This is a genomic window from Natronoglycomyces albus, from assembly GCF_016925535.1.
Lineage (GTDB): Bacteria > Actinomycetota > Actinomycetes > Mycobacteriales > Micromonosporaceae > Natronoglycomyces > Natronoglycomyces albus.
In genome coordinates, this window is record NZ_CP070496.1 from 2,547,728 (window position 1) to 2,565,808 (window position 18,081).

Annotated in this window: 17 protein-coding genes; 4 read left to right on the forward strand and 13 right to left on the reverse strand. The window is 60.7% G+C overall.

Annotation, left to right across the window (positions count from 1 at the left end; genetic code table 11):
• Window positions 1-747: 747 nt before the first annotated feature.
• The 8 genes from JQS30_RS10800 to JQS30_RS10835 all read right to left on the reverse strand — a co-directional run bounded on the left by JQS30_RS10800 (window position 748) and on the right by JQS30_RS10835 (window position 9,331).
• Window positions 748-1,101 (reverse strand): aldo/keto reductase, encoded by a 354-nt coding sequence (locus JQS30_RS10800; protein WP_213170283.1) that lies wholly within the window; start codon window positions 1,099-1,101, stop codon window positions 748-750.
• Window positions 1,102-1,551: 450 nt separating this feature from the next.
• Complete coding sequence (locus JQS30_RS10805; RefSeq protein WP_213170284.1) at window positions 1,552-2,448, reverse strand: co-chaperone YbbN; 897 nt, start codon at window positions 2,446-2,448, stop codon at window positions 1,552-1,554.
• A 113-nt stretch (window positions 2,449-2,561) separates the two neighbouring features.
• Window positions 2,562-3,008, reverse strand: a complete 447-nt coding sequence (rnhA, locus tag JQS30_RS10810) for a ribonuclease HI (protein ID WP_213170285.1) — start codon at window positions 3,006-3,008, stop codon at window positions 2,562-2,564.
• Between the two features lie 56 nt (window positions 3,009-3,064).
• Entirely contained in the window at window positions 3,065-3,661 is a 597-nt protein-coding gene (locus JQS30_RS10815) for a TMEM165/GDT1 family protein (protein ID WP_213170286.1), read from the reverse strand.
• Window positions 3,662-4,410: 749 nt separating this feature from the next.
• Window positions 4,411-6,153 carry a coenzyme B12-dependent isobutyryl-CoA mutase large subunit gene (gene icmA / locus JQS30_RS10820; protein WP_213170287.1) on the reverse strand — a complete coding sequence of 581 codons (1,743 nt, stop codon included), beginning with the start codon at window positions 6,151-6,153 and terminating at the stop codon, window positions 4,411-4,413.
• A gap of 356 nt (window positions 6,154-6,509) precedes the next feature.
• Complete coding sequence (gltX, locus tag JQS30_RS10825; protein ID WP_213170288.1) at window positions 6,510-8,012, reverse strand: glutamate--tRNA ligase; 1,503 nt, start codon at window positions 8,010-8,012, stop codon at window positions 6,510-6,512.
• On the reverse strand, window positions 8,005-8,781 hold the full coding sequence (locus tag JQS30_RS10830) for a fumarylacetoacetate hydrolase family protein (protein ID WP_213170289.1): 777 nt from the start codon (window positions 8,779-8,781) through the stop codon (window positions 8,005-8,007). The genes gltX and JQS30_RS10830 overlap by 8 nt, the downstream gene beginning before the upstream one ends.
• A 205-nt stretch (window positions 8,782-8,986) precedes the next feature.
• Complete coding sequence (locus tag JQS30_RS10835) at window positions 8,987-9,331, reverse strand: hypothetical protein (RefSeq protein WP_213170290.1); 345 nt, start codon at window positions 9,329-9,331, stop codon at window positions 8,987-8,989.
• A gap of 328 nt (window positions 9,332-9,659) precedes the next feature.
• Here JQS30_RS10835 and JQS30_RS10840 point away from each other — a divergent pair, with 328 nt between their 5' ends.
• On the forward strand, window positions 9,660-10,802 hold the full coding sequence (locus tag JQS30_RS10840) for a PQQ-binding-like beta-propeller repeat protein (RefSeq protein WP_213170291.1): 1,143 nt from the start codon (window positions 9,660-9,662) through the stop codon (window positions 10,800-10,802).
• Window positions 10,803-11,195: 393 nt separating this feature from the next.
• Window positions 11,196-11,849 carry a TetR/AcrR family transcriptional regulator gene (locus JQS30_RS10845; protein ID WP_213170292.1) on the forward strand — a complete coding sequence of 218 codons (654 nt, stop codon included), beginning with the start codon at window positions 11,196-11,198 and terminating at the stop codon, window positions 11,847-11,849.
• Here JQS30_RS10845 and JQS30_RS10850 read toward each other — a convergent pair.
• Window positions 11,784-12,521, reverse strand: coding sequence for an alpha-isopropylmalate synthase regulatory domain-containing protein (locus JQS30_RS10850; RefSeq protein ID WP_213170293.1), 738 nt, complete (start codon window positions 12,519-12,521; stop codon window positions 11,784-11,786). The genes JQS30_RS10845 and JQS30_RS10850 overlap by 66 nt on opposite strands.
• A gap of 440 nt (window positions 12,522-12,961) precedes the next feature.
• On the opposite strand from JQS30_RS10850, the gene JQS30_RS10855 reads away from it, so the two are divergent.
• Window positions 12,962-13,906 (forward strand): ribose-phosphate diphosphokinase, encoded by a 945-nt coding sequence (locus tag JQS30_RS10855; protein WP_213170294.1) that lies wholly within the window; start codon window positions 12,962-12,964, stop codon window positions 13,904-13,906.
• A gap of 115 nt (window positions 13,907-14,021) precedes the next feature.
• Here the strand turns inward: JQS30_RS10855 and JQS30_RS10860 are convergent, their stop codons facing one another.
• Complete coding sequence (locus tag JQS30_RS10860; protein ID WP_213170295.1) at window positions 14,022-14,267, reverse strand: DUF397 domain-containing protein; 246 nt, start codon at window positions 14,265-14,267, stop codon at window positions 14,022-14,024.
• On the reverse strand, window positions 14,264-14,866 hold the full coding sequence (locus JQS30_RS10865; RefSeq protein WP_281398350.1) for a DUF5753 domain-containing protein: 603 nt from the start codon (window positions 14,864-14,866) through the stop codon (window positions 14,264-14,266). The genes JQS30_RS10860 and JQS30_RS10865 overlap by 4 nt, the downstream gene beginning before the upstream one ends.
• On the opposite strand from JQS30_RS10865, the gene JQS30_RS10870 reads away from it, so the two are divergent.
• Window positions 14,818-15,456, forward strand: a complete 639-nt coding sequence (locus JQS30_RS10870; protein WP_213170297.1) for a hypothetical protein — start codon at window positions 14,818-14,820, stop codon at window positions 15,454-15,456. The genes JQS30_RS10865 and JQS30_RS10870 overlap by 49 nt on opposite strands.
• Window positions 15,457-15,984: 528 nt before the next feature.
• On the opposite strand, the gene pspM is transcribed toward JQS30_RS10870, so the two are convergent.
• Both pspM and JQS30_RS10880 read right to left on the reverse strand, forming a co-directional pair.
• The gene (gene pspM / locus JQS30_RS10875) at window positions 15,985-16,785 is read right to left on the reverse strand and encodes a phage shock envelope stress response protein PspM (protein ID WP_213170298.1); all 801 of its coding nucleotides are present in this window, start codon (window positions 16,783-16,785) and stop codon (window positions 15,985-15,987) included.
• Window positions 16,786-16,959: 174 nt separating this feature from the next.
• Window positions 16,960-17,820 carry a PspA/IM30 family protein gene (locus JQS30_RS10880; RefSeq protein ID WP_213170299.1) on the reverse strand — a complete coding sequence of 287 codons (861 nt, stop codon included), beginning with the start codon at window positions 17,818-17,820 and terminating at the stop codon, window positions 16,960-16,962.
• Window positions 17,821-18,081: the final 261 nt, after the last annotated feature.

An 18,081-nucleotide genomic window follows, 5' to 3' on the forward strand; every position in this document is an offset into this window, starting at 1 on the left:
TCAGGGCTCGCAGAGTCTGTTGTCGCAGTGGGCGATGGGGCGGGTTCGGGTGCCTCGGTGGGCTGCGGAGGGGGGTCCGTTTCTTCGGCCCCACCCTCGGCGGCGGGTTCGGTCGGCGGGCTCTCGGAATGGCCCTTTGGTGAGTTTCCCTCCACTGGCTTTAGCAAAGCGACTGGTACCACGGGGTTTTTCGACAGCAGTGACACCACTGAGTTGGCCGATTCAACGGGGGGAACTGGCGGGGTCTTTGGTGACGCGGAGCGCGGAGCCCCGGCTGCTGTGCCGCCACCTCGTCCACCTGCTGAGCCCTTCGAGTGAGAGCGATGGGAGCTGCGCTTCTTTTTGTTCGCCATTGCTCGATGCCACCTCCCGCCGCATATGCTGTTCGGACCTTATCTACACACTGTTTACCGTATTCGGGCCACTCGTGGCTGAATACAGCATCTCAGGCGGATCAAGATCACGTGCGACCCACTCGCCGTGACCATGCATTTGGGGCATTTCCACCTCATTGGACGGCTAGTCCGCACCACCACTCGATGCATAAGGCATGGGCATCATGGTAGGTGCACCTTTGAGGCTGGCGCAAAAGTGCGAGTTCAAGGCCGCACGAGTCAACGTTTACGCAGGTAAACGAGCCGATGTGAACGCCGAACGTGACTTTTGCATAAGCCTCGTTGATCGTCTCGAGGAGGATTCCCTACTGTTGGTCGGTGGACGGTCGAGGTATTCACTGGCAGCACGAGGTCATTCGTCGCTCGTCAGCGAATTGACATCGGACTCGTCCAACCGCAATGTCCCCGCCGTGATGTTCTCCTCCAGATGTGTGGTGTTGCCAGTACCGGGAATGGCCAGAATGTGCGGGCCGCGCACCAAGGTCCAGGCAAGCCTGATCTGCGCTGGTATCACTGCGTATTTTTGGGCCATCGTCACAAGTTTCTGTTCGTACCGCCCACTGTTACCGCCCTCCGTGCCCTCGCGCGCGATCGCGAAGTAGGGAACGAAGGCGATCCCTTGTCTACCGCATTCGTCGACGAAGGCATGCATACGTTGGGTGGCCCCGATTCCGTAGGCGTTCTGGACGCACACAACCGGGGCCACGCTCTGCGCCTTGGGCCAAGTGCTGGGCTGCGCAGCAGTGTGAGCATCTGGGCGCGATCGCTGGGCATTCCATCACGCTTGGTGGTCAGACGCGTTGACCCGTATCCCATGCGGTGGACCGTCCGGTTGTCCAGTTTCCAAGTCCCCGAGGCAGCGGCGTGAATCGCTAGCGGCACTCGTTTTCCCACCTGTGAGGCAAGGCCATTCGCGCAAAGGAAGCGTGAGCCTACAACAGCGTTTCCACATGAGACGAATGTGGAATTCCGGGAGGATGTCAGCGACGAGGTGTCTACCGCGCCTCCGCAACTCGAGCGCGGGTTGATCCATCTGGTATGCCACAGACTTGGGGTTGCGACTTTTCCTCGGCTGTGGAAGCCGAAGGTCTTCGTATAAATCGGTGGGGCCTCACCCGGTAATCCGGGCGAGGCCCCACCGTATGGGCACAAAAACTTAGAAGAGCACCGCGCTCAGTTTGCGGCGCGCCGCCATCACCGTCTCGTCGTCGTTACCGGCGATCCGGAACAGGTCGACCAGGTGCTTACGCACGCGTTCCTTGTCGTCTCCGAACAAACGCCCGATCAACGTGATCAATCGCTGGTATCCGGCTTCAGCCTGTCCGGAGAGAACTTGAAGGTCCGCCGCCGCCAGCGCCAAGTCGATATCGTGCGGGTTGGCGTCGGCCTTTGCCACCGCGTCCGATTCCAGTCGCTCGGCTCGCCGAAGTAGCTGCACTTGGGCGAGCCCGGCTTCGGCTTCGGAGGAGGCTGGGTTGTTTTTCAGATAATTGTTGTACGCCTTTTGGGCCTCATCGAGGTCGCCCTCGACCATCGCGTTCTCGGCGGCAGCCAGCTCCGGATCAACTTGCTGCGGAATGTCGGTTCCCGCCTCGGAGGCGAGCTTATTGAGCCATTGGCGTAGGCCCTGCTCGGTTTGCGGACCTTGGATGAGGTCGACGGGACGGCCCCCGGCGATGGCCACCACAGCCGGTAGCGCCTGCAACTGCAAGGCGGCGGCCAACTGCTGGTTACTTTGGACATCGGCCTTTGCCAGCGTCCAAGCTCCCTGCGCTTCGGCGGCAAGCTGCTCCAAGTGGCCCTTGGCCTGCACGCTCTCAGCCGACTGCGCGGCCCAAAACACGACCACGACGAGGGTGTTGAGCGAGCGTTGTAGCACCTCGGACTCAGCGGTGGCGTCGGTGATGTCCACCGAGACGACGCCACTGTCCGGCGCGCTGGGACTCGTCGTCGGCTGGCCCTCCGCGCCCGCTGGCGGAGCTGGTGGCTGGCCGCCAAGGGCGGACAGGTCTATAGCACTGCTGGAAAATCGTGACGGCACAGAATCGCTCATGAAGGTAATTTTAGAGGCTTGGCGAATCGCCCTCCGCCAAGGCCGCGCGACTTGAGGCCGGTATGTCACGACCCCGGCTGAGCAGGCACGACGGAGGGCATAAAAGTGGGGTTCTACCCAGCGGCTTCATCGCGTCCTTTGACAGCGAGCGCGTCGGCTCGGTCGTTGCCCTCGTCACCAGAGTGGCCGCGAACCCAATGCCATTCAACTTGGTGCGGTTGTGCGGCCTCGTCCAGACGCTTCCACAGGTCGGCATTCTTCACCGGCTTCTTCGCGGACGTCATCCAGCCATTGCGCTTCCAGTTGGCCATCCAGCTGCGGATGCCGTTACGAACATAGGTGGAGTCGGTGTATACCTCGACGGTGGTTGGGCGGGTGAGCACTTCGAGAGCTTTGATCGCGGCGGTGAGTTCCATCCGGTTGTTGGTGGTCTCGGCTTCGCCGCCGTACAGCTCCTTTTCATGGTCGCCGTAGCGCAGGTAGACCCCCCACCCTCCCGGACCAGGGTTTCCGGAGCAGGCTCCATCGGTGTAGATGACGGCGACATTGTTCTGATTCATAGGCGCACTGTAATACCCGGGCGCAGCGCGCTGTTGCGCCCGGGGCCGCTACCCGATCAGCTGAGGAGCATCCGTATTCCCTCATATGCCAGGAAAAGCCCGAACAGCGCAAAGAGGACCGCCGCCCCATAACGCACCGCTTGTTTGGGTAGTGTCTTGCCCAGAAAAGCGCCCACGGCGATGGCGATAAGGCTGGAGGTCACCATGCCCACTGTCGCGCCTGCCCACACGCCCCACGGTTGATATTGGGTAGCCAGGACGATGGTGGCGAGCATTGTCTTATCGCCGATCTCAGCGAGCACAAAGGCCATGAAAATGGTGAGAACTGGGGCCCTCCACCATCGAGCCGAAGGCTGGGTGTCCGCTCCGTCGTCATCATCATCCTTCTCCAGGACAGTCCACAGAGCGAAAGCGAGGAAGACAACCGCTGCGGCGAGAGTGATCCAGCCAGTGGGCAAGGTCAAGCCGAGGCCGAAGCCAATGGCGACCGAAATGGCGTGAAGAAGCGCAGCTGCGGCACTGATACCGATGAGGACGGGCCAAAAGCGATAGCGGCTGGCAAATGTCAAAGCCATGATCTGGGACTTGTCGCCGAGCTCGGCGAGGAAGACAACACCTATGCTCACCAGCAGGGCCGTGGTAAATCCGTCCACAAAAAACTCCCGGGTCGGGCCGGGAGAAGGTACGACTCCCAGCATGGGGCCGGGACGAGGGCGCACAGATCTTCGACCCGACAATTGCCGTCACGAGACTGTGCCATGAGGCTAACGATCACCCAGGTCAGGCCACATCGAAGGCCGAACAGAGGCGAAGGCACAGTGCCGTTGGTCGAAGGTCTCGCCCACCAGGTTCGCCGCATGTGGCGACCAGGTCACGCAGCCGGGTAGGCGCCCTAGATTGGGTGGCGCGCACCAGTATGTCGACTGCGTTGTTGAGGGCTACTCCCCTTCGGTTGACAGCCTAGCGTGACCGTCGATGCTTGCGAAACCCAAGGTGTCGATACTCTCAAAGAGAAACCGTGACCGGGATACCAAGACGTTTCAGCCGGCAACAGCTCACGGGTGGGCCCAATCACCCCAGACCATAGGTACGGTCGCCCAGCCGGGGCACCACTACCGCGCCAGCCTTACGGTGGCAACGACCCCAACCGGCCCGTTCCAGCCCTATAGGTGGTAGACGCCCGCTGGCAGTCGCTGTCGCAATTCAGGGAAGTTTATTGGAGTCGTTGAGCCAGCCAACTCGTTTATGAGCACCTTAAACCGCAGTGACCTCCGCCTTTATCACAGATATGGCGATTGTTCACTTCACCACGGTGACCATGCTTGCGACAAGGACGGCCTAAGAACCCTCTCGATGAGGAGTTACTCCTTGGCCCCCACATTGGGCGGTCCGCTTTGAGTCATCACGCGAAATTGGCCGGTTCGCGATACTCGCCCCACTCCTCCTTCAACGCCCCACAGATCTCCCCCAACGTGGCCTCGGCCCGCGCAGCCTCCAACATGGAGGGAATCACATTGGCTTCGGTACGGGCAGTTTCCACCATGGCGCGAACTGCCGCGTCCACATTGCCCTGGTCACGGGCCGCCCGTCGTGAAGCCAACGCCGCCTTTTGGTCTCGCTCCACATCCTCGCTGATACGCAAGATATCGAGATCCTTCATGACCGTGTCAGTCTGCGTCGTGACACCGACGATATGTTTTTCCTTTTCTTCGATCTGCCGCTGGTAGACATACGCCGACTCCGCAATCAGCGAGGTGAACCAGCCATCCTCGATCCCCCGCAGAATCCCAGTGGTGATCGGACCAATCTCATGACGCCCCTGCGCCAACGCCCGGCGAGCCGTCTGGGCCGGGCCCCCCTCATCGACGGGCTCTCCACCCAAAGCCAGAATCTGACCGAAAATGTCGTTGGCCGCCCGTTCAATCTTGTCGGTTAGCGCCTCGACATACCACGAACCACCCAGCGGGTCAGCCACGTTGGTAACACCGGTCTCCTCTTGCAAAACCGATTGCGTACGCAGCGCGATCTCGGCCGACTCGTCCGTGGGCAAAGCAAGCGTCTCGTCAAGCGCGTTCGTATGCAGCGAGTTGGTGCCTCCCAACACGGCCGCCAACGCTTCCACGGCGGTGCGCACCACATTGTTGTACGGCTGCTGGGCAGTCAGCGACACTCCGGCGGTTTGCGTGTGGAAACGCAGCCATTGAGTACGTTCCCGCTTCGCGCCGAAGACGTCTCGCATCCACGTGGCCCAAATACGGCGGGCGGCGCGAAACTTGGCGATCTCTTCGAAAAAATCGATATGGCTGTCGAAGAAGAACGACAGCCCAGGCCCGAAGGAGTCCACATCGAGCCCGCGAGAGAGCCCCAACTCGGTGTAGGAGAAGCCATCGGCCAGGGTGAACGCGAGTTCTTGCGCGGCCGTCGCCCCAGCCTCACGAATGTGGTACCCCGACACCGACAGCGGCTTATAGCGTGGAATCGCCTCCCCGGTGTACTCCATCAGGTCGCCGATGAGCCGCAAATGCGGTTTGGGGGGAAAGAGCCATTCCTTCTGGGCGATGTACTCCTTGTAAATGTCGGTTTGCAACGTCCCGTCGAGGGCGGCGATGTCGACTCCTTGGCGTTCGGCGGCCACCAGGTACATGCAGAATATGGGGACCGCTGGCCCGGAAATGGTCATCGAGGTGGTGACATCTCCCAGAGGAATGTCACCGAAGAGAATGTCCATGTCCGCCGCCGAGTCCACGGCCACCCCGCAATGTCCGACCTCTCCGAGTGCCCGTTGCTCATCGGAGTCACGCCCCATCAGGGTGGGCATGTCGAAGGCGACCGAGAGACCGCCGCCGCCGGCGGCCAGCAGCATCTTGTAACGCTGATTTGTCTGTTCGGCATTGCCAAAACCTGCGAACTGGCGGATCGTCCACGGCCGCCCCCGGTAGCCGGTCGCATAGAGACCGCGCGTAAAGGGGAACTCTCCTGGCCAGCTGATTCGTTCCATCCGGGGATCGTCAACGCCCGGGGGTGGACCATAGACCGGGTCGACCTCCATCCCTGAGAGTGTGGTGAAGTCAGCGTCTCGTTTCCTAGCCGCCTCATAGCGTTCTTGCCAGCGTGCACGCGCTTGGGCGATCTCATCGGCGTCCACGACTCACCTCCAGGCAACGTCGAACCATACTCATTCACTGTTGCGTAAGTCTCAATCGTAGTGCACGATGCGCCTGCCACCAGGGGGCCAACGCAGGTCAATTGGTCATGAATGACCACCTCAGGCGGCGACTCGCTACGTGAAGGCGACACAGACACCTAAATACGGACGGAATAAGACACAGCACCGACATGGCCCTACGCCTCTCCCTGGGCGCTGGCAGTGGGCAAGCCCCTGCGGCTAGTTCAGGGAAGTCGAACACATGCGAGTGCCGCCCGACTATCGTCGCGTCGAGCGGCACCGTCGCAGGCCGTGCGGGCCTATGAAGTTAGGTGGTGTGGTGGACAACCACGTGGCTAAGCGCCGGGTCCGGTCGCGGCATTCTCGGCCACGATCAGGCGTGCCGCCCGCAGCCGGTCGAGAGTGAGTTCGCGTCCGAGCAATTCCATTGATTCGTACAACGGCGGAGATACGGTCTTGCCGCACACCGCGACTCGCAGCGGCTGGAACGCCTTGCGTGGCTTGAGCCCCAGTTTGTCGACCAGGGTCTCTTTCAAGGTCTCCTCAATGGCCGGTGTAGTCCACTCGGACAGCTCCGATAGAGCGTCGAGGGCCCCGTCAAGGGGCTCGGCGGCGTCGACTTTGAGCGCTTTGGCCACCGATGCCTCATCCAGCTCGAAGTCTTCTCCCGCGTAGAGAAACCGCAGCATGTCAGCGGCCTGACCGAGCGTTGAATTGCGTTCCTGCACCAAAGGTGTCGCCTCTTGGAGAATCCGCAACTGTTCGGCGGAAGGCTCCTTCGGAAGCAAGTTGCGGCTTTGAAGTTCGGGCAACAGGAGGTCGGCTAGCTGATCGGCCTCGATCATGCGCAGGTGTTCACCGCAGATGGCGTTGAACTTCTTCTCATCGAAGCGGGCCGGGTTGGAGTTGACGTTGGCCAGATCGAAATTGTCGATGAGTTCTTGGACGGTGAACACGTCACGGTCGCCTGAAATCGCCCAGCCCAGCGTCGCCACGTAGTTGAGGACGCCCTCGGGCAAATATCCTTCGTCGCGGTAGGCCAGCAGGTTCGAGCGTGGGTCCCGTTTGGACATTTTCTTGCCGCGTTCGTCGACAATGAGCGGCAGGTGGGCAAACTCTGGCACTTGCTGAGCAATCCCCAGTTCGCTCAGGGCCCGGTACATGACGATCTGGCGCGGGGTGGAGGGCATAAGGTCGACGCCGCGCACGACATGGGTGATGCCCATCATCGCGTCGTCGACCGGGTTGGTCAGCGTGTACAGCGGAGATCCGTCGCCACGGGCGATCACGTAGTCGGGAATGGTGCCCGCCGGAGTGGTGTTCTCTCCACGCACGCCGTCGACATAGGTGATGTCTTCCGCTGGCATGCGCATCCGGACCACCGGGGTGCGCCCTTCAGCCTCAAAGGCGGCGATCTGGTCCTCGCTGAGGTCGCGATCGAAGTTGTCGTAGCCGAGCTTCGGGTCGCGACCGGCTGCTTTATGGCGGCTCTCGACTTCCTCGGCCGAGGAGTACGCCTTGTAGGCGTAGCCGCTCTCCAGCAGTTGCTGGATCACGCGCGCGTAAATCTCAGAACGTTCGCTTTGCCGATAAGGGCCGTTGGGGCCACCAACATCGGGACCCTCATCCCACGTGAGGCCAAGCCAACTGAGCCCTTCGACCAGCTGTTGGTACGACTCTTCGGTATCACGGGAGGCGTCGGTGTCCTCGATCCGGAACACGAACGTGCCGCCGTGGTGGCGGGCGTATGCCCAACTGAACAAACAGGTGCGGACAAGTCCGACGTGCGGAGTGCCAGTAGGTGACGGGCAGAACCGCGTCACGACCTTTTTAGTCACGAGAAATCACCGAATTCTTCAAGGAACCAATACCGTCAATGCGAACCTCAACATTGTCTCCGGCCTCGATCGTATCGACTCCCGCAGGAGTGCCGGTGAGGATCACATCTCCCGGAAGTAGCGTCATGACCTGCGATACGTAGGCGACGATGCTGGCGGGGTCGAAAATCATCTGCGAGGTGCGGCCCAGTTGTCGCACCTCTTCATTGACCTCGCAACGCACTTGGGCGTCACCGGGATCAAAGTCGGTCTCGATCCAAGGACCGAGCGGGCAAAAGGAGTCGAAGCCTTTCGCGCGGGCCCACTGCCCATCGCTGCGTTGCAAGTCGCGAGCAGTGACGTCGTTGGCGCAGGTGTATCCGAGGATGGCGTCGCGGGCGGTGTCCTTGTCGACCTCGCGAGCTCCGGGTAGCCCAATGACGATTGCCAGCTCGGCCTCATGATCGACGCGCGAGGAGATGGCTGGCAGACGTATGGCCTCTCCGGGGCCAATCACGGACGTCGACGGCTTCAGGAAGATCAGCGGCTCGGAGGGAACCTCAGCGTCCTGTTCGGCGGCGTGGTCGGCGTAGTTGCGCCCCACACACACGACTTTGGAGGGCAGAATCGGCGCCAAGAGCCGCACGTCCTCCAGGGCCCATTTTTGCCCTGTGGTTGCGACCTGGGCGAAGGGGTGGCCTTCGATTTCCGAAGCCATGGCCCCGGGACCTTCCCCTTCGAGCAGGGCAAACGACATTCCTTGCGGATGGGCGATGCGTGCTATGCGCACAGTTGAGCTCCCTCGTGATCGTCGGCTCGGGTCGTCACTTGAATCCTAGAGCCTAACTGGGACGGGTTCGGGCACGGCCGTCCCAGGAGACGTAGCCGACGGTCGACAACTGAGTGCCAGCTGTGGCCCATGAACGGATCACGGGTCAGGCGGACTAGCTCGGCATACCGGTTCGCGGCCCTCAACTGTGCTCTCACCGATCTTCTTATACGACGGCGATCACCCAGGGAACAACGAGCAACAATGTCGTCAGCAAAGCACCGACGACTATTCCGCCGCCAAAGGCGCGCAGCTTGCCCGACAACATGAGCGCGAAACCTAGGACGAAAATCGCGGGGGTGGCGATAGCGCAGGAAATGACCGAGGCTCCCAGCCGCACGTCAAAGTTGACGGCGTTGGGCACCAGCACGAACCCTAGGGCGAGGGCGAAGACGAGGTGTATGACCGCACCGATGGGCAACCCTGTGAAGAAACGACGCTTCTTGTAGACCGCGTTGCGTGCCGCTACTTCGGCGGCGTGTGCCCGGCTGGACGACTGATATGAACTCACGCCCCTCACTCTAGTCGTCGCCTGCTGCCGTGCGTAAAAACTCCCGCTCATACCGTTTCTTATACTATGCCGTCACTCACCGTAGGGTCGCGACATGCAAGGCCGCCCCGAGGGCAAGGCGCCTTAACGTGAGTCGGTGCTGCCCCATCCATCGGACGTGGACGGCCATGGGCGCCATTGGGGGCCAACCAAGCCGGCGGCGAAAACACTCAAAAGCCACCGAAGATCTAGTACGAACAGCCATGTGGAGTCAACCGTTCGGTCAACGATCGGCGTGTCCGCAAACCAGATCCGCGATTGGCTCACCCTTGCGTGCAAACATGTCCACATGCGTCGATTGACCACTGTCTTTGCTCTCGTCGCCGTCTTGGCGATGACGATGTCGCCCGCCTCCGCGGTCGAATCCGATTCACCCATGCCTTCGGCGGCATTCAACAGCGATGTACGTGCCGTCGCCTATGACGGCGACCGCGTCTTCGTCGGCGGTGACTTTTCCAGTTCCCGTACGACCAACGGCTCCTACTTCAACCGCAATTACCTCGCGGCCGTGAATTCTTCCAACGGAAACCTACTTGGTTTCAATCCCTCAGTCGACGGGAGGGTGCTGGCGCTAGAGACTCACCAGGGTTACTTGTACGCTTCGGGCGAATTCCGCCGGGTCAACGGCGTGAGCATGCCCCGATTGGCCCGATTCGACCTAGAAACCGGCGAACTTGACGAGGACTTCCGCGTCGTTCCCTCCGCCTTGGTCTACGGGCTCAAGGGAAGTGGAGACCGACTCTACGTCGGCGGACAGTTCGCCTCGATCGACGGCGTACAGCAGCCACGCTTGGCGGCGATTGACCTGACTGACAATTCGGTCGACACCGACTTTCGGCCGGTCGTCAACGGCGGGTCGGTACGCGATGTCGACGCGGCTCACGGCCGCGTATACCTGTCGGGAGCTTTTCTGGCCATGGAGGGTAACGGCCGATGGGCCACGCTCGCGGCCGTTGACCCCGACACGGGAAACCTGGATCGATCCTTCGACCCGCAGGTACGGGCCCTAATCCGCAAGATCGCCATCGGCGGCGACACTATTTACGCCACTTTGGACGCCCGTGGAGGCACTCTCAACGCCATAGACCTCGATGGAAAGACCAAGTGGTATTCGGCCACCGACGGCGGAATTCAAGCCGTGGCGGTCAGCGGTGACACCGTGATGATCGGCGGTCACTTCGAGGAAGTATGTGTTGACCGACGCTCCGGCCCCAGAGGCGAGTGTGTCAACGGCACCCTAGCTGACCGGCGCAAACTATACGCGGTTGACACCGACGGTGAACTCCTCCCATTCCACCCCGACGCCGACTCTGTCGTTGGAGTATGGGATATCAAGCCGCACCCCTCCAACGGCTCCTTCGCCGTGGGCGGTGCCTTCATGACCTTTAACCAGGGTCAAGTGTTCCAGCGCGGTCTGGCTCTGTTCAACTAGTCGGCCACTTCGACCACGGCCCCGCTGTTCAATGGAGAACAGCGGGGCCGTTTGGCGTTTCCGTCAACTCACGCTAGACCCAGTGACGATGGGTCCTAGCGCTGCCGCCCACACCGCGACGTTGGAGACGGTGAAACCAACCCGCCCACCAACTTCAACATGCTCCGAAGAAGGTAGCCAGCACTGTCAACACTATGATCAGTCGGCGTCGCAACGTTGCGTGGACCAAGCGCCGCAACGCCTCGCGGGGTCTGGTCGGATGGTGTGCGCTGGCACGACTGGCCGCGCGGCGCCGGGATTGACCTCCCGGGTGGGAAGAGGCAGCATCATGCGAACGGCTATCCGTATGACACATGACGACTGCCGTATTTATCAACGTGGATTGGAGACCTCGTGCCTGTAAAGAAGGCGGCCACGAAGAAGCTGACGGTTCCCCATCGGGCGAAGGCGACCGGCCCCAAGCGCCAGGCGCGTGGAGAACGACGCATCGAGCAGTTGCTCGACGCCGCCGCCGAAGTGTTCGGCCAGGTGGGATATTCCGCGGCGACCACGAATGCCATCGCGGAGAGGGCCGGAGCTTCGCCAGGCACGCTGTATCAGTTTTTCAAGAACAAGGACCAAATCGCGACCGCGCTCTTGCAGCGCTATATTGGCCTGCTGAAGGAGGCGCACGGCGCGACCTTCACGGCTGACCTGGCCAGGTTTCCGCTGCGCGACATTGTGGAAAAGATCGTCAACCCCATGATCGACTTCGACCGGACTCATCCGGCCTTCTACGCGCTCCAGACCGCTCCAGAGTTCGAGCAACGCACAGCCGAGGCAAAGCGACCGCTGCAAGTGGCGATGCTGAGCCGTATCGACCGAATTCTGTCTGCCCTCGATGAGGACATGGGAGAGCAGGAACGACAGCTACACGGCGTGGTGTCGGTGCATCTGTTCCGTGGAATGTTGCCAATGGTCATGGCGGCCAATCACAGTGAACTACCGGCGGTGCGGAAGGCCGTCGCCGACGCGATCGAGGGCTATCTGGCCAAGCACTTCGGCTAATTCCAAACCCAGGCCGTAGACGAACGATTCGGTCAGTGCCTGCCACGACGCCTCGATGACATTCTCGTGTACCCCCACTGTGGTCCACTTTCGGTCGGCATTGGCGGTGCTTACGTGGACTTGGCAGGTCGCTGCGGTTCCCGGCACGTTAGACAGGATACGAACGGTGTAGTCGGTCAGACGCATGTCCTCAAGTTGCCGGTAGCGCGGTGTGAGGGCCTTTCGCAGCGCCTGGTCGAGGGCGTTGACCGGGCCGCTGCCCTCGGCGGTCGAGATGACGCGTTCTCCCTCGACATCGAGACGAACGGTAGCCTCGTCGCGGGTTTCCCCCGAGCCGGAGTGTTCCACGAGCACCCTATAGGACTCGACTCGGAAGGGGCGAGGAAGGCCCGATTCCAGCTCGTCCTTCGCCAACAGTTCGAATGAGGCGACAGCCTTCGCAAACGACCAGCCCTGTGCACGGCGGTTGCGGACTCGCTGAGTGAGGCGTTTCAGTGCCGCTTCTTTGCCACGGACGGCGATGCCTCGGCCCTCCAGCATGGCAATGAGCCCCCTCTCGTCTGTCAGAGCCTGTTCCAGCTGATCAATGCCGAATTGACCGGGCAATTGTCGGGGCGCGTTGGCTGTGTGGTGGCTATCGGTGGCACCGGCTGCGGTTTCCTGCGTCTTCACTCTGGCTCGTCCTCTATCAGCGCGATTGGCGTGGTGCGGGAAAAACAAAAACCTCCTGCTATACGCAGGAGGTCTGGCGCGTGGTGGGCGGTCTCTACCGCTGCCGCACGCGCCTGCACATAATCATGTTGGCGATTGTCACGCCCCGAAGTATGCCACTAGTTTCACGATCTGGCTATATTTTCCCACTAAGTAGGAGATTCGGCGTGTCGGGGAAGGGTTTGAGGGGCCACAATATGGCCAGAGAGCTATATTCCTGGCCGCAGGAGGGCAGGGTGCTGTGAGGGCGGTCGAGGCCGGGCCGCTGGAACGTCACGAAGCTGGGGTGGTAATCACATGAGGGATCGAACAGCGTCGCGTACCTGACTTACGCGGCGAGCATGGGCATGCCACCATCATGACGCTTGATGGAGTCAGTTACTCAATGGAGAGGCGAGAGCATGGATGACAATGAGATGGTGGTGCTTGGTGGTTCAGCATCACAGAAACTATCAAGAAGTATCTGCGATATTCTCGACATTCCCCTGGGGGACAACGAAGTAGTTCGTTTCTCCGAGGGGAATCTTTTTGTCAAGGTAAATCAGAACGTGCGCGGCAGACACGTCTACTTGGTGCAGTCAACGGCCTTCCCGGTCAACGACAACTTTATGGAGCTTCTGTTTTGGATCGACGCGCTCAAGCGTGCCTCGGTGGCTTCGGTGACCGTGGTGATTCCCTACTTCTCCTATGCCAAGGGCGATAAGAAGGACGAACCGCGCGTGTCGATCCGGGCTCGGGTTTGCGCTCAAGCTATCGAAAGCGCGGGGGCTGACCGCGTCGTCACTCTGGACTTGCACGCACCACAAATCCAGGGGTTCTTTCAACTGCCGGTCGATGACCTGTACGCAGCGCCGGTCCTGGTGGAAGCCATCGCCGCCGAGAACATCCCGAACCTCGTGGTCGTGTCTCCGGATGCCGGGTTCGCCAAGAAGGCCAAAGAATACGCTCGCCGTTTGGGCTCCCCGTTGGCCATCGCGGACAAGGAGCGCCACGACCATTCCGAGACTGCGGTCGTGGCGGACTTGATAGGCGAGGTGGACGGGCGCAACGCCCTCATCGTGGATGACTTCACGATTTCGGCCGGGACCCTCGCGGAGGTGGCGGAGGTGTTGCGGGACCGCGGTGCCAACTCGGTACAGGCGGCCATAAGCCACGGCGTGTTCACGGGCAAGGCCATGCAGCGTCTCGACGATAGCCCCATCGAAGCATTGTGGGTGACTGACTCAGTCGAACGCGAGCAGTCCGAACTGTCGGCAAAGGTGCGCACGGTCTCGGTGGCGCCACTATTCGCCGAGGCGATCAAGCGCATTCACCACCGGGAGAGCATTTCCAGCCTCTTCAACTAGCTCACTCAGTCTGACTCTAGGCCCGGCCAAACATACGCTTGGCCGGGCCTCGCCTGACCCTAAAGAGCCTGCGCCACCATCGATAGCCAGGACACGCTGGCTGTTTGTGTGTGTTTTAGGAGAAGTCAAACTCGCCTGGTTCGATTCCAGTGAGGAATGAGGCCCATTCGTCCTGGGTGTAGACAAAAACGGAACCATCGGGGTGATGGGAGTGACGGACGGCGACCCGGCCCGAGCCATCTGCCAGAGGACCTACTCCAACACACTGACCGTTGGAATTGGGGATCTTGGAGCTTTTTCGCCACTCAATGCCCGAACGTTCGACTGCCGATAGAACCTGTCTGGCCCTTGCGTTGTTCATGGGTTTCCTTCAACGAGAGTCTTAATCAAGTTTGTTGAGTCTTCGAGTGTCCGCGCCTCCTCTACTAGCTTGGCCCACCGGAGACGAAGCCGCTCAACGTCCGGCTCCTCGATGTAGAGCGACCCACCTTGAGTCATCGCCAAGGCGATGTCTTGGAAGTATCTCGGCATGTCATAAACGTGGAAGGCTCCGTCGATACCACCGTGAAGACCATTTTCCATGCCCATGACACGAACTTCAATGTGATGAAGTTTCGACTGCTCAAGCAAATATCGCAGCTGTTCCTGCTGCACCTCGTGGGAACCCATCTTCGTCCGAAGAACTGACTCCTCGATGATGACGCTCAACTTGGTTGGCGAGTCAGTCCCGAAGATCCTCTTTCGCTCCATCCGAATGTCTACAAGATTGTTGATCTGGTCATCGGAGGCATCGGGCTCAGCGAAGTAGCTAATCAGCGCATGAGCATACTCGCGAGTCTGTAGAAGTCCGTCAACCAGCATGTTCTGGTATGAGCGTGGAGACCTTTGTACTTCCCAGCAAGGATCAACAAATGAAGTTCCGTTGCCGACTGGTGGTGGAGTACCGAGTGACAGGGGCATGGACGGCAGCCAGTATGCCCCAGCAAGAGGTTAGGGAACGCGTATTGAGGTATGCCTCCCAAATCACCGAGAGTCTGCGTCTGACGCGGGCTGGCGACCTACGCGAACGCATCAATTTCGAACTGGGCTCGCACCGAGACGCCGCTGGCGTCCCTTTGCGGTACGGCATCAACTGTGTCAATGTCATGGTCGATGAAGACGAGGTCGAGACTGTCCGCCGCATTGTTGACATCAAGCGCGATGTCGCGCTTCAGCCGTATCTGGACGAACGCGTCAAGGCTCGCATGAACTTTTACGGCGAAACCTTGTCGACATCGCGCACTGCCGCGCTGTGGTGGCTTGCGGAGAATCCGAGCAATGTGGAGCAACTGCCGCATGTCGCCCGCGTTTTCAACGATTTCATCTCGCTGACCGACAATGCCCCGCAAAGCGATGGCGCAGGTGACTTCCTCGCCGAGTTTTTCGCCCACATTCGCCCCAATGACCAGGAGGCGTTTGGTCACTTCATCCGGCAGCTGATCGACCGCGCGGGAAGCCCCGATGCGGATGTCTTGCTTAAAAGGTGGGAGGAATTGGTTCAGAACCTGTGACATCACTGCGGAGGTGTCGCTCAACGGGCGGCCGGATCGAGTCACCGTGCCAGACTCTCCCGCCGCCCCCTCCCGGCCGGGATCGCGCATTCATTGGGCGACCTGGCCGGAAGGCATATGTCACCGTCAGGGGCCACTAGGCAGTGGAATCAGAAAAAGGCCCCGAAGGTGAGATTTCCTCACCGGGGGCCCCTTCTTACATTTTCGCAAAAGAGAGAAAACGGCGTCAATATGATCTTTGTCCGCTTGTGGAAAAGTCATCCTCGCTGGAAGCTTGTACGGCCTCGAGGTTAGCCGCCCCAGCCAGAGGAGCCACAGCTAGAACACCACAGGTTTGCTGAACAATGAGCCCGGTGGACGGCATCGGATCCGAATGCCGCAGTTGGGCCGCTTCGCGATCCGACCGCAGCTGTACACCCCTAGTAGCCTGCGGTTTAAGTGCGGACCCCATCTAGCATTTCTGAGTCTCATCACGCACGACGCCGGACCTTAGAAAAATGAACGGCACTCGACGGCTGCGGATCCCGTTCACTGCCCGCCAGGCCCCGAAGGAGCCTCCAAGCTTCCACGCATCTGGCCCGCCGCGTCGGCCTCGGCCCGCAGTTGCAACGCCGCGTCAGACAGCCGATTCAACGTCGGGTCCTCCCCAACCGTCTCCAGCGCGTCGGCCAAACCCCTTTGTTCGCTCAGGCACTCCCCCGCCGCTACCACCATCTCCTCATAGGCACTGACCCCACTCTCCAGTCGGTTCAGCAGCGTTTGCCGGGACAGCTTCAACCGCTTCTTCTGCTCGGCGGGGGCCACGGCCATCGTCTTCTCCAGACCGCGAATACGTTCGGCCAATTCACGCAGCGCGGGGCCGGTATCCGAAACGCTCTGCAAAACCTTCGAAGCCGATTCGCTTGGGTCCAGCTGCTTAGCCAAGCCTTCGGCAGTCTCGGTCGCCGCGACAAGTCTCTGGTAGGGCTTCCACGCCAACGAACCGCGATAATGCTTACGCTCACGTGCGACTCGCATCGTCCCCGCCAGCTCGCTCTTCCAGGTGCGGGCCTCCTCGCGGATGCCCGCCGGGCCATAGAGCGCCAGCGAGTCGCGAATATGCGGCATCGCCTTGCTAGTGCGCCGGTAGTCGCCCCAGCGAATGAGCGCCATAGTTCCGCTCAATCCAACGAGACCCACCCACACACCATCGGTCGCCGTCACTCCGGAATACGGAATAAAGAAAGCACCACACGCGGTGAAAATGCCGGTGAACACCGTCCAGCTTTTGGCCGCGCTGAGGCTTCGATGCAGTCGCCTAGTCGCGACTTGCCTCTCTGTACTCTCCACCGCACCACTCCTTGCTGAAAACAACTCGGCCGAGCATCCTGGCCTGGGCCGCCTCACAACGCCCACCCCACAGCGATGGAGGGTGTTTAGCTAGACAGTACGCGGACGGTATGGCTCGGACGGCAATCCCAGGCCGGGCCTAGGATGCTCGGCGTCTGATATGGAGTTCAACCACTAAGAACTGGAGTCGGCTTCCTTGCTGCCCTCATCGCCCAAGGAGGCGCGGATGTCATCCAAACGAGCGTTCGTGACCGATTCCTTGCCCTGCGAAGCAGCGGCTGGCGCTGCGGAGTCCTTAGAACCCGACAGCTTTTCGCCCTCCAGGGACGAGCGGATCTGGTCCAAGCGCGACGCGCCCGCCATGTCGACGCTGGCCTTCTTGACTTCCATCATGCGGCCTTCGACGGAATTGCTGGCTAGGTCGGCGCGACCCATCGCATTCGCGTAACGAGCCTCGATCTTGTCGCGAACCTCGCCAAACGACGGAGTGTTGGAGGGGGCCGCCATGTTCGACATGGACTCCAACGACGAAGCAATAGTCTCTTGCATTTTGGCTTGCTCCAGCTGGCCAAGAAGCTTCGTGCGTTCCTGGAGGCGCTGCTGCAATTGCATCTGATTGGATTCCACAGCCTGCTTGGCCTGCTCGGCGGCAGCCACAGCCTGGTCATGCATCGTCTTCATGTCTTCCAAAGACTGTTCCTGGCTGACCAATTGCCCCGCCAATACCTCGGCTGTGCTTTCAAACTCTTGGGCCTTCTTCTCGTCACCCTCAGAGCGAGCCTTGTCAGCCAAGACCAACGCTTGCCGAGCCTGCGACTGCAACTTCTCAACCTCGGACATGGTGCGGTTAAGCTTCATTTCCAACTGGCGTTGGTTACCGATCACGGAAGCGGCCTGCCCGACCAGCGTCTGGTGTTGCTTCTGGGCCTCTTCAACCGCCTGCTGGATCTGGATCTTCGGGTCGGCGTGTTCGTCAATTTTGGCACCGAACAACGCCATCATGTACTTCCAGCCTTTGACAAACGGGTTGGCCATTATCGGGGTCCTTCCGGTGACTTCATAACGCCGACACTTCTAGAGTACCTAGCTATGCATTCTCTAACGCGCCTGCAACCTGTGCTCAAACGAGGAATAGGCCCTGGCCTACGCTCCAGGAAGTGCGGCGCCGTGCGACATGCGCGCACAACTGTCAACTGCATAGTAAATAACACCATACCCAGGCGCGCGCACTCGAGCTGACGTGGTTTGGCCGAAAAAAAGTCCACCGGCGAGCTGATCGGCTCGGATCCGGCGCGG

Excerpts from the sequence above, each read along its gene's own strand:
- JQS30_RS10805 (WP_213170284.1), bottom strand. The coding sequence starts at position 2,448 with ATGAGCGATTCTGTGCCGTCACGATTTTCCAGCAGTGCTATAGACCTG.
- rnhA (WP_213170285.1), bottom strand. The coding sequence starts at position 3,008 with ATGAATCAGAACAATGTCGCCGTCATCTACACCGATGGAGCCTGCTCC.
- JQS30_RS10840 (WP_213170291.1), top strand. The coding sequence starts at position 9,660 with ATGCGTCGATTGACCACTGTCTTTGCTCTCGTCGCCGTCTTGGCGATG.
- JQS30_RS10855 (WP_213170294.1), top strand. The coding sequence starts at position 12,962 with ATGGATGACAATGAGATGGTGGTGCTTGGTGGTTCAGCATCACAGAAA.
- JQS30_RS10860 (WP_213170295.1), bottom strand. The coding sequence starts at position 14,267 with ATGAACAACGCAAGGGCCAGACAGGTTCTATCGGCAGTCGAACGTTCG.
- JQS30_RS10870 (WP_213170297.1), top strand. The coding sequence starts at position 14,818 with ATGAAGTTCCGTTGCCGACTGGTGGTGGAGTACCGAGTGACAGGGGCA.
- JQS30_RS10865 (WP_281398350.1), bottom strand. The coding sequence starts at position 14,866 with ATGCCCCTGTCACTCGGTACTCCACCACCAGTCGGCAACGGAACTTCA.
- JQS30_RS10880 (WP_213170299.1), bottom strand. The coding sequence starts at position 17,820 with ATGGCCAACCCGTTTGTCAAAGGCTGGAAGTACATGATGGCGTTGTTC.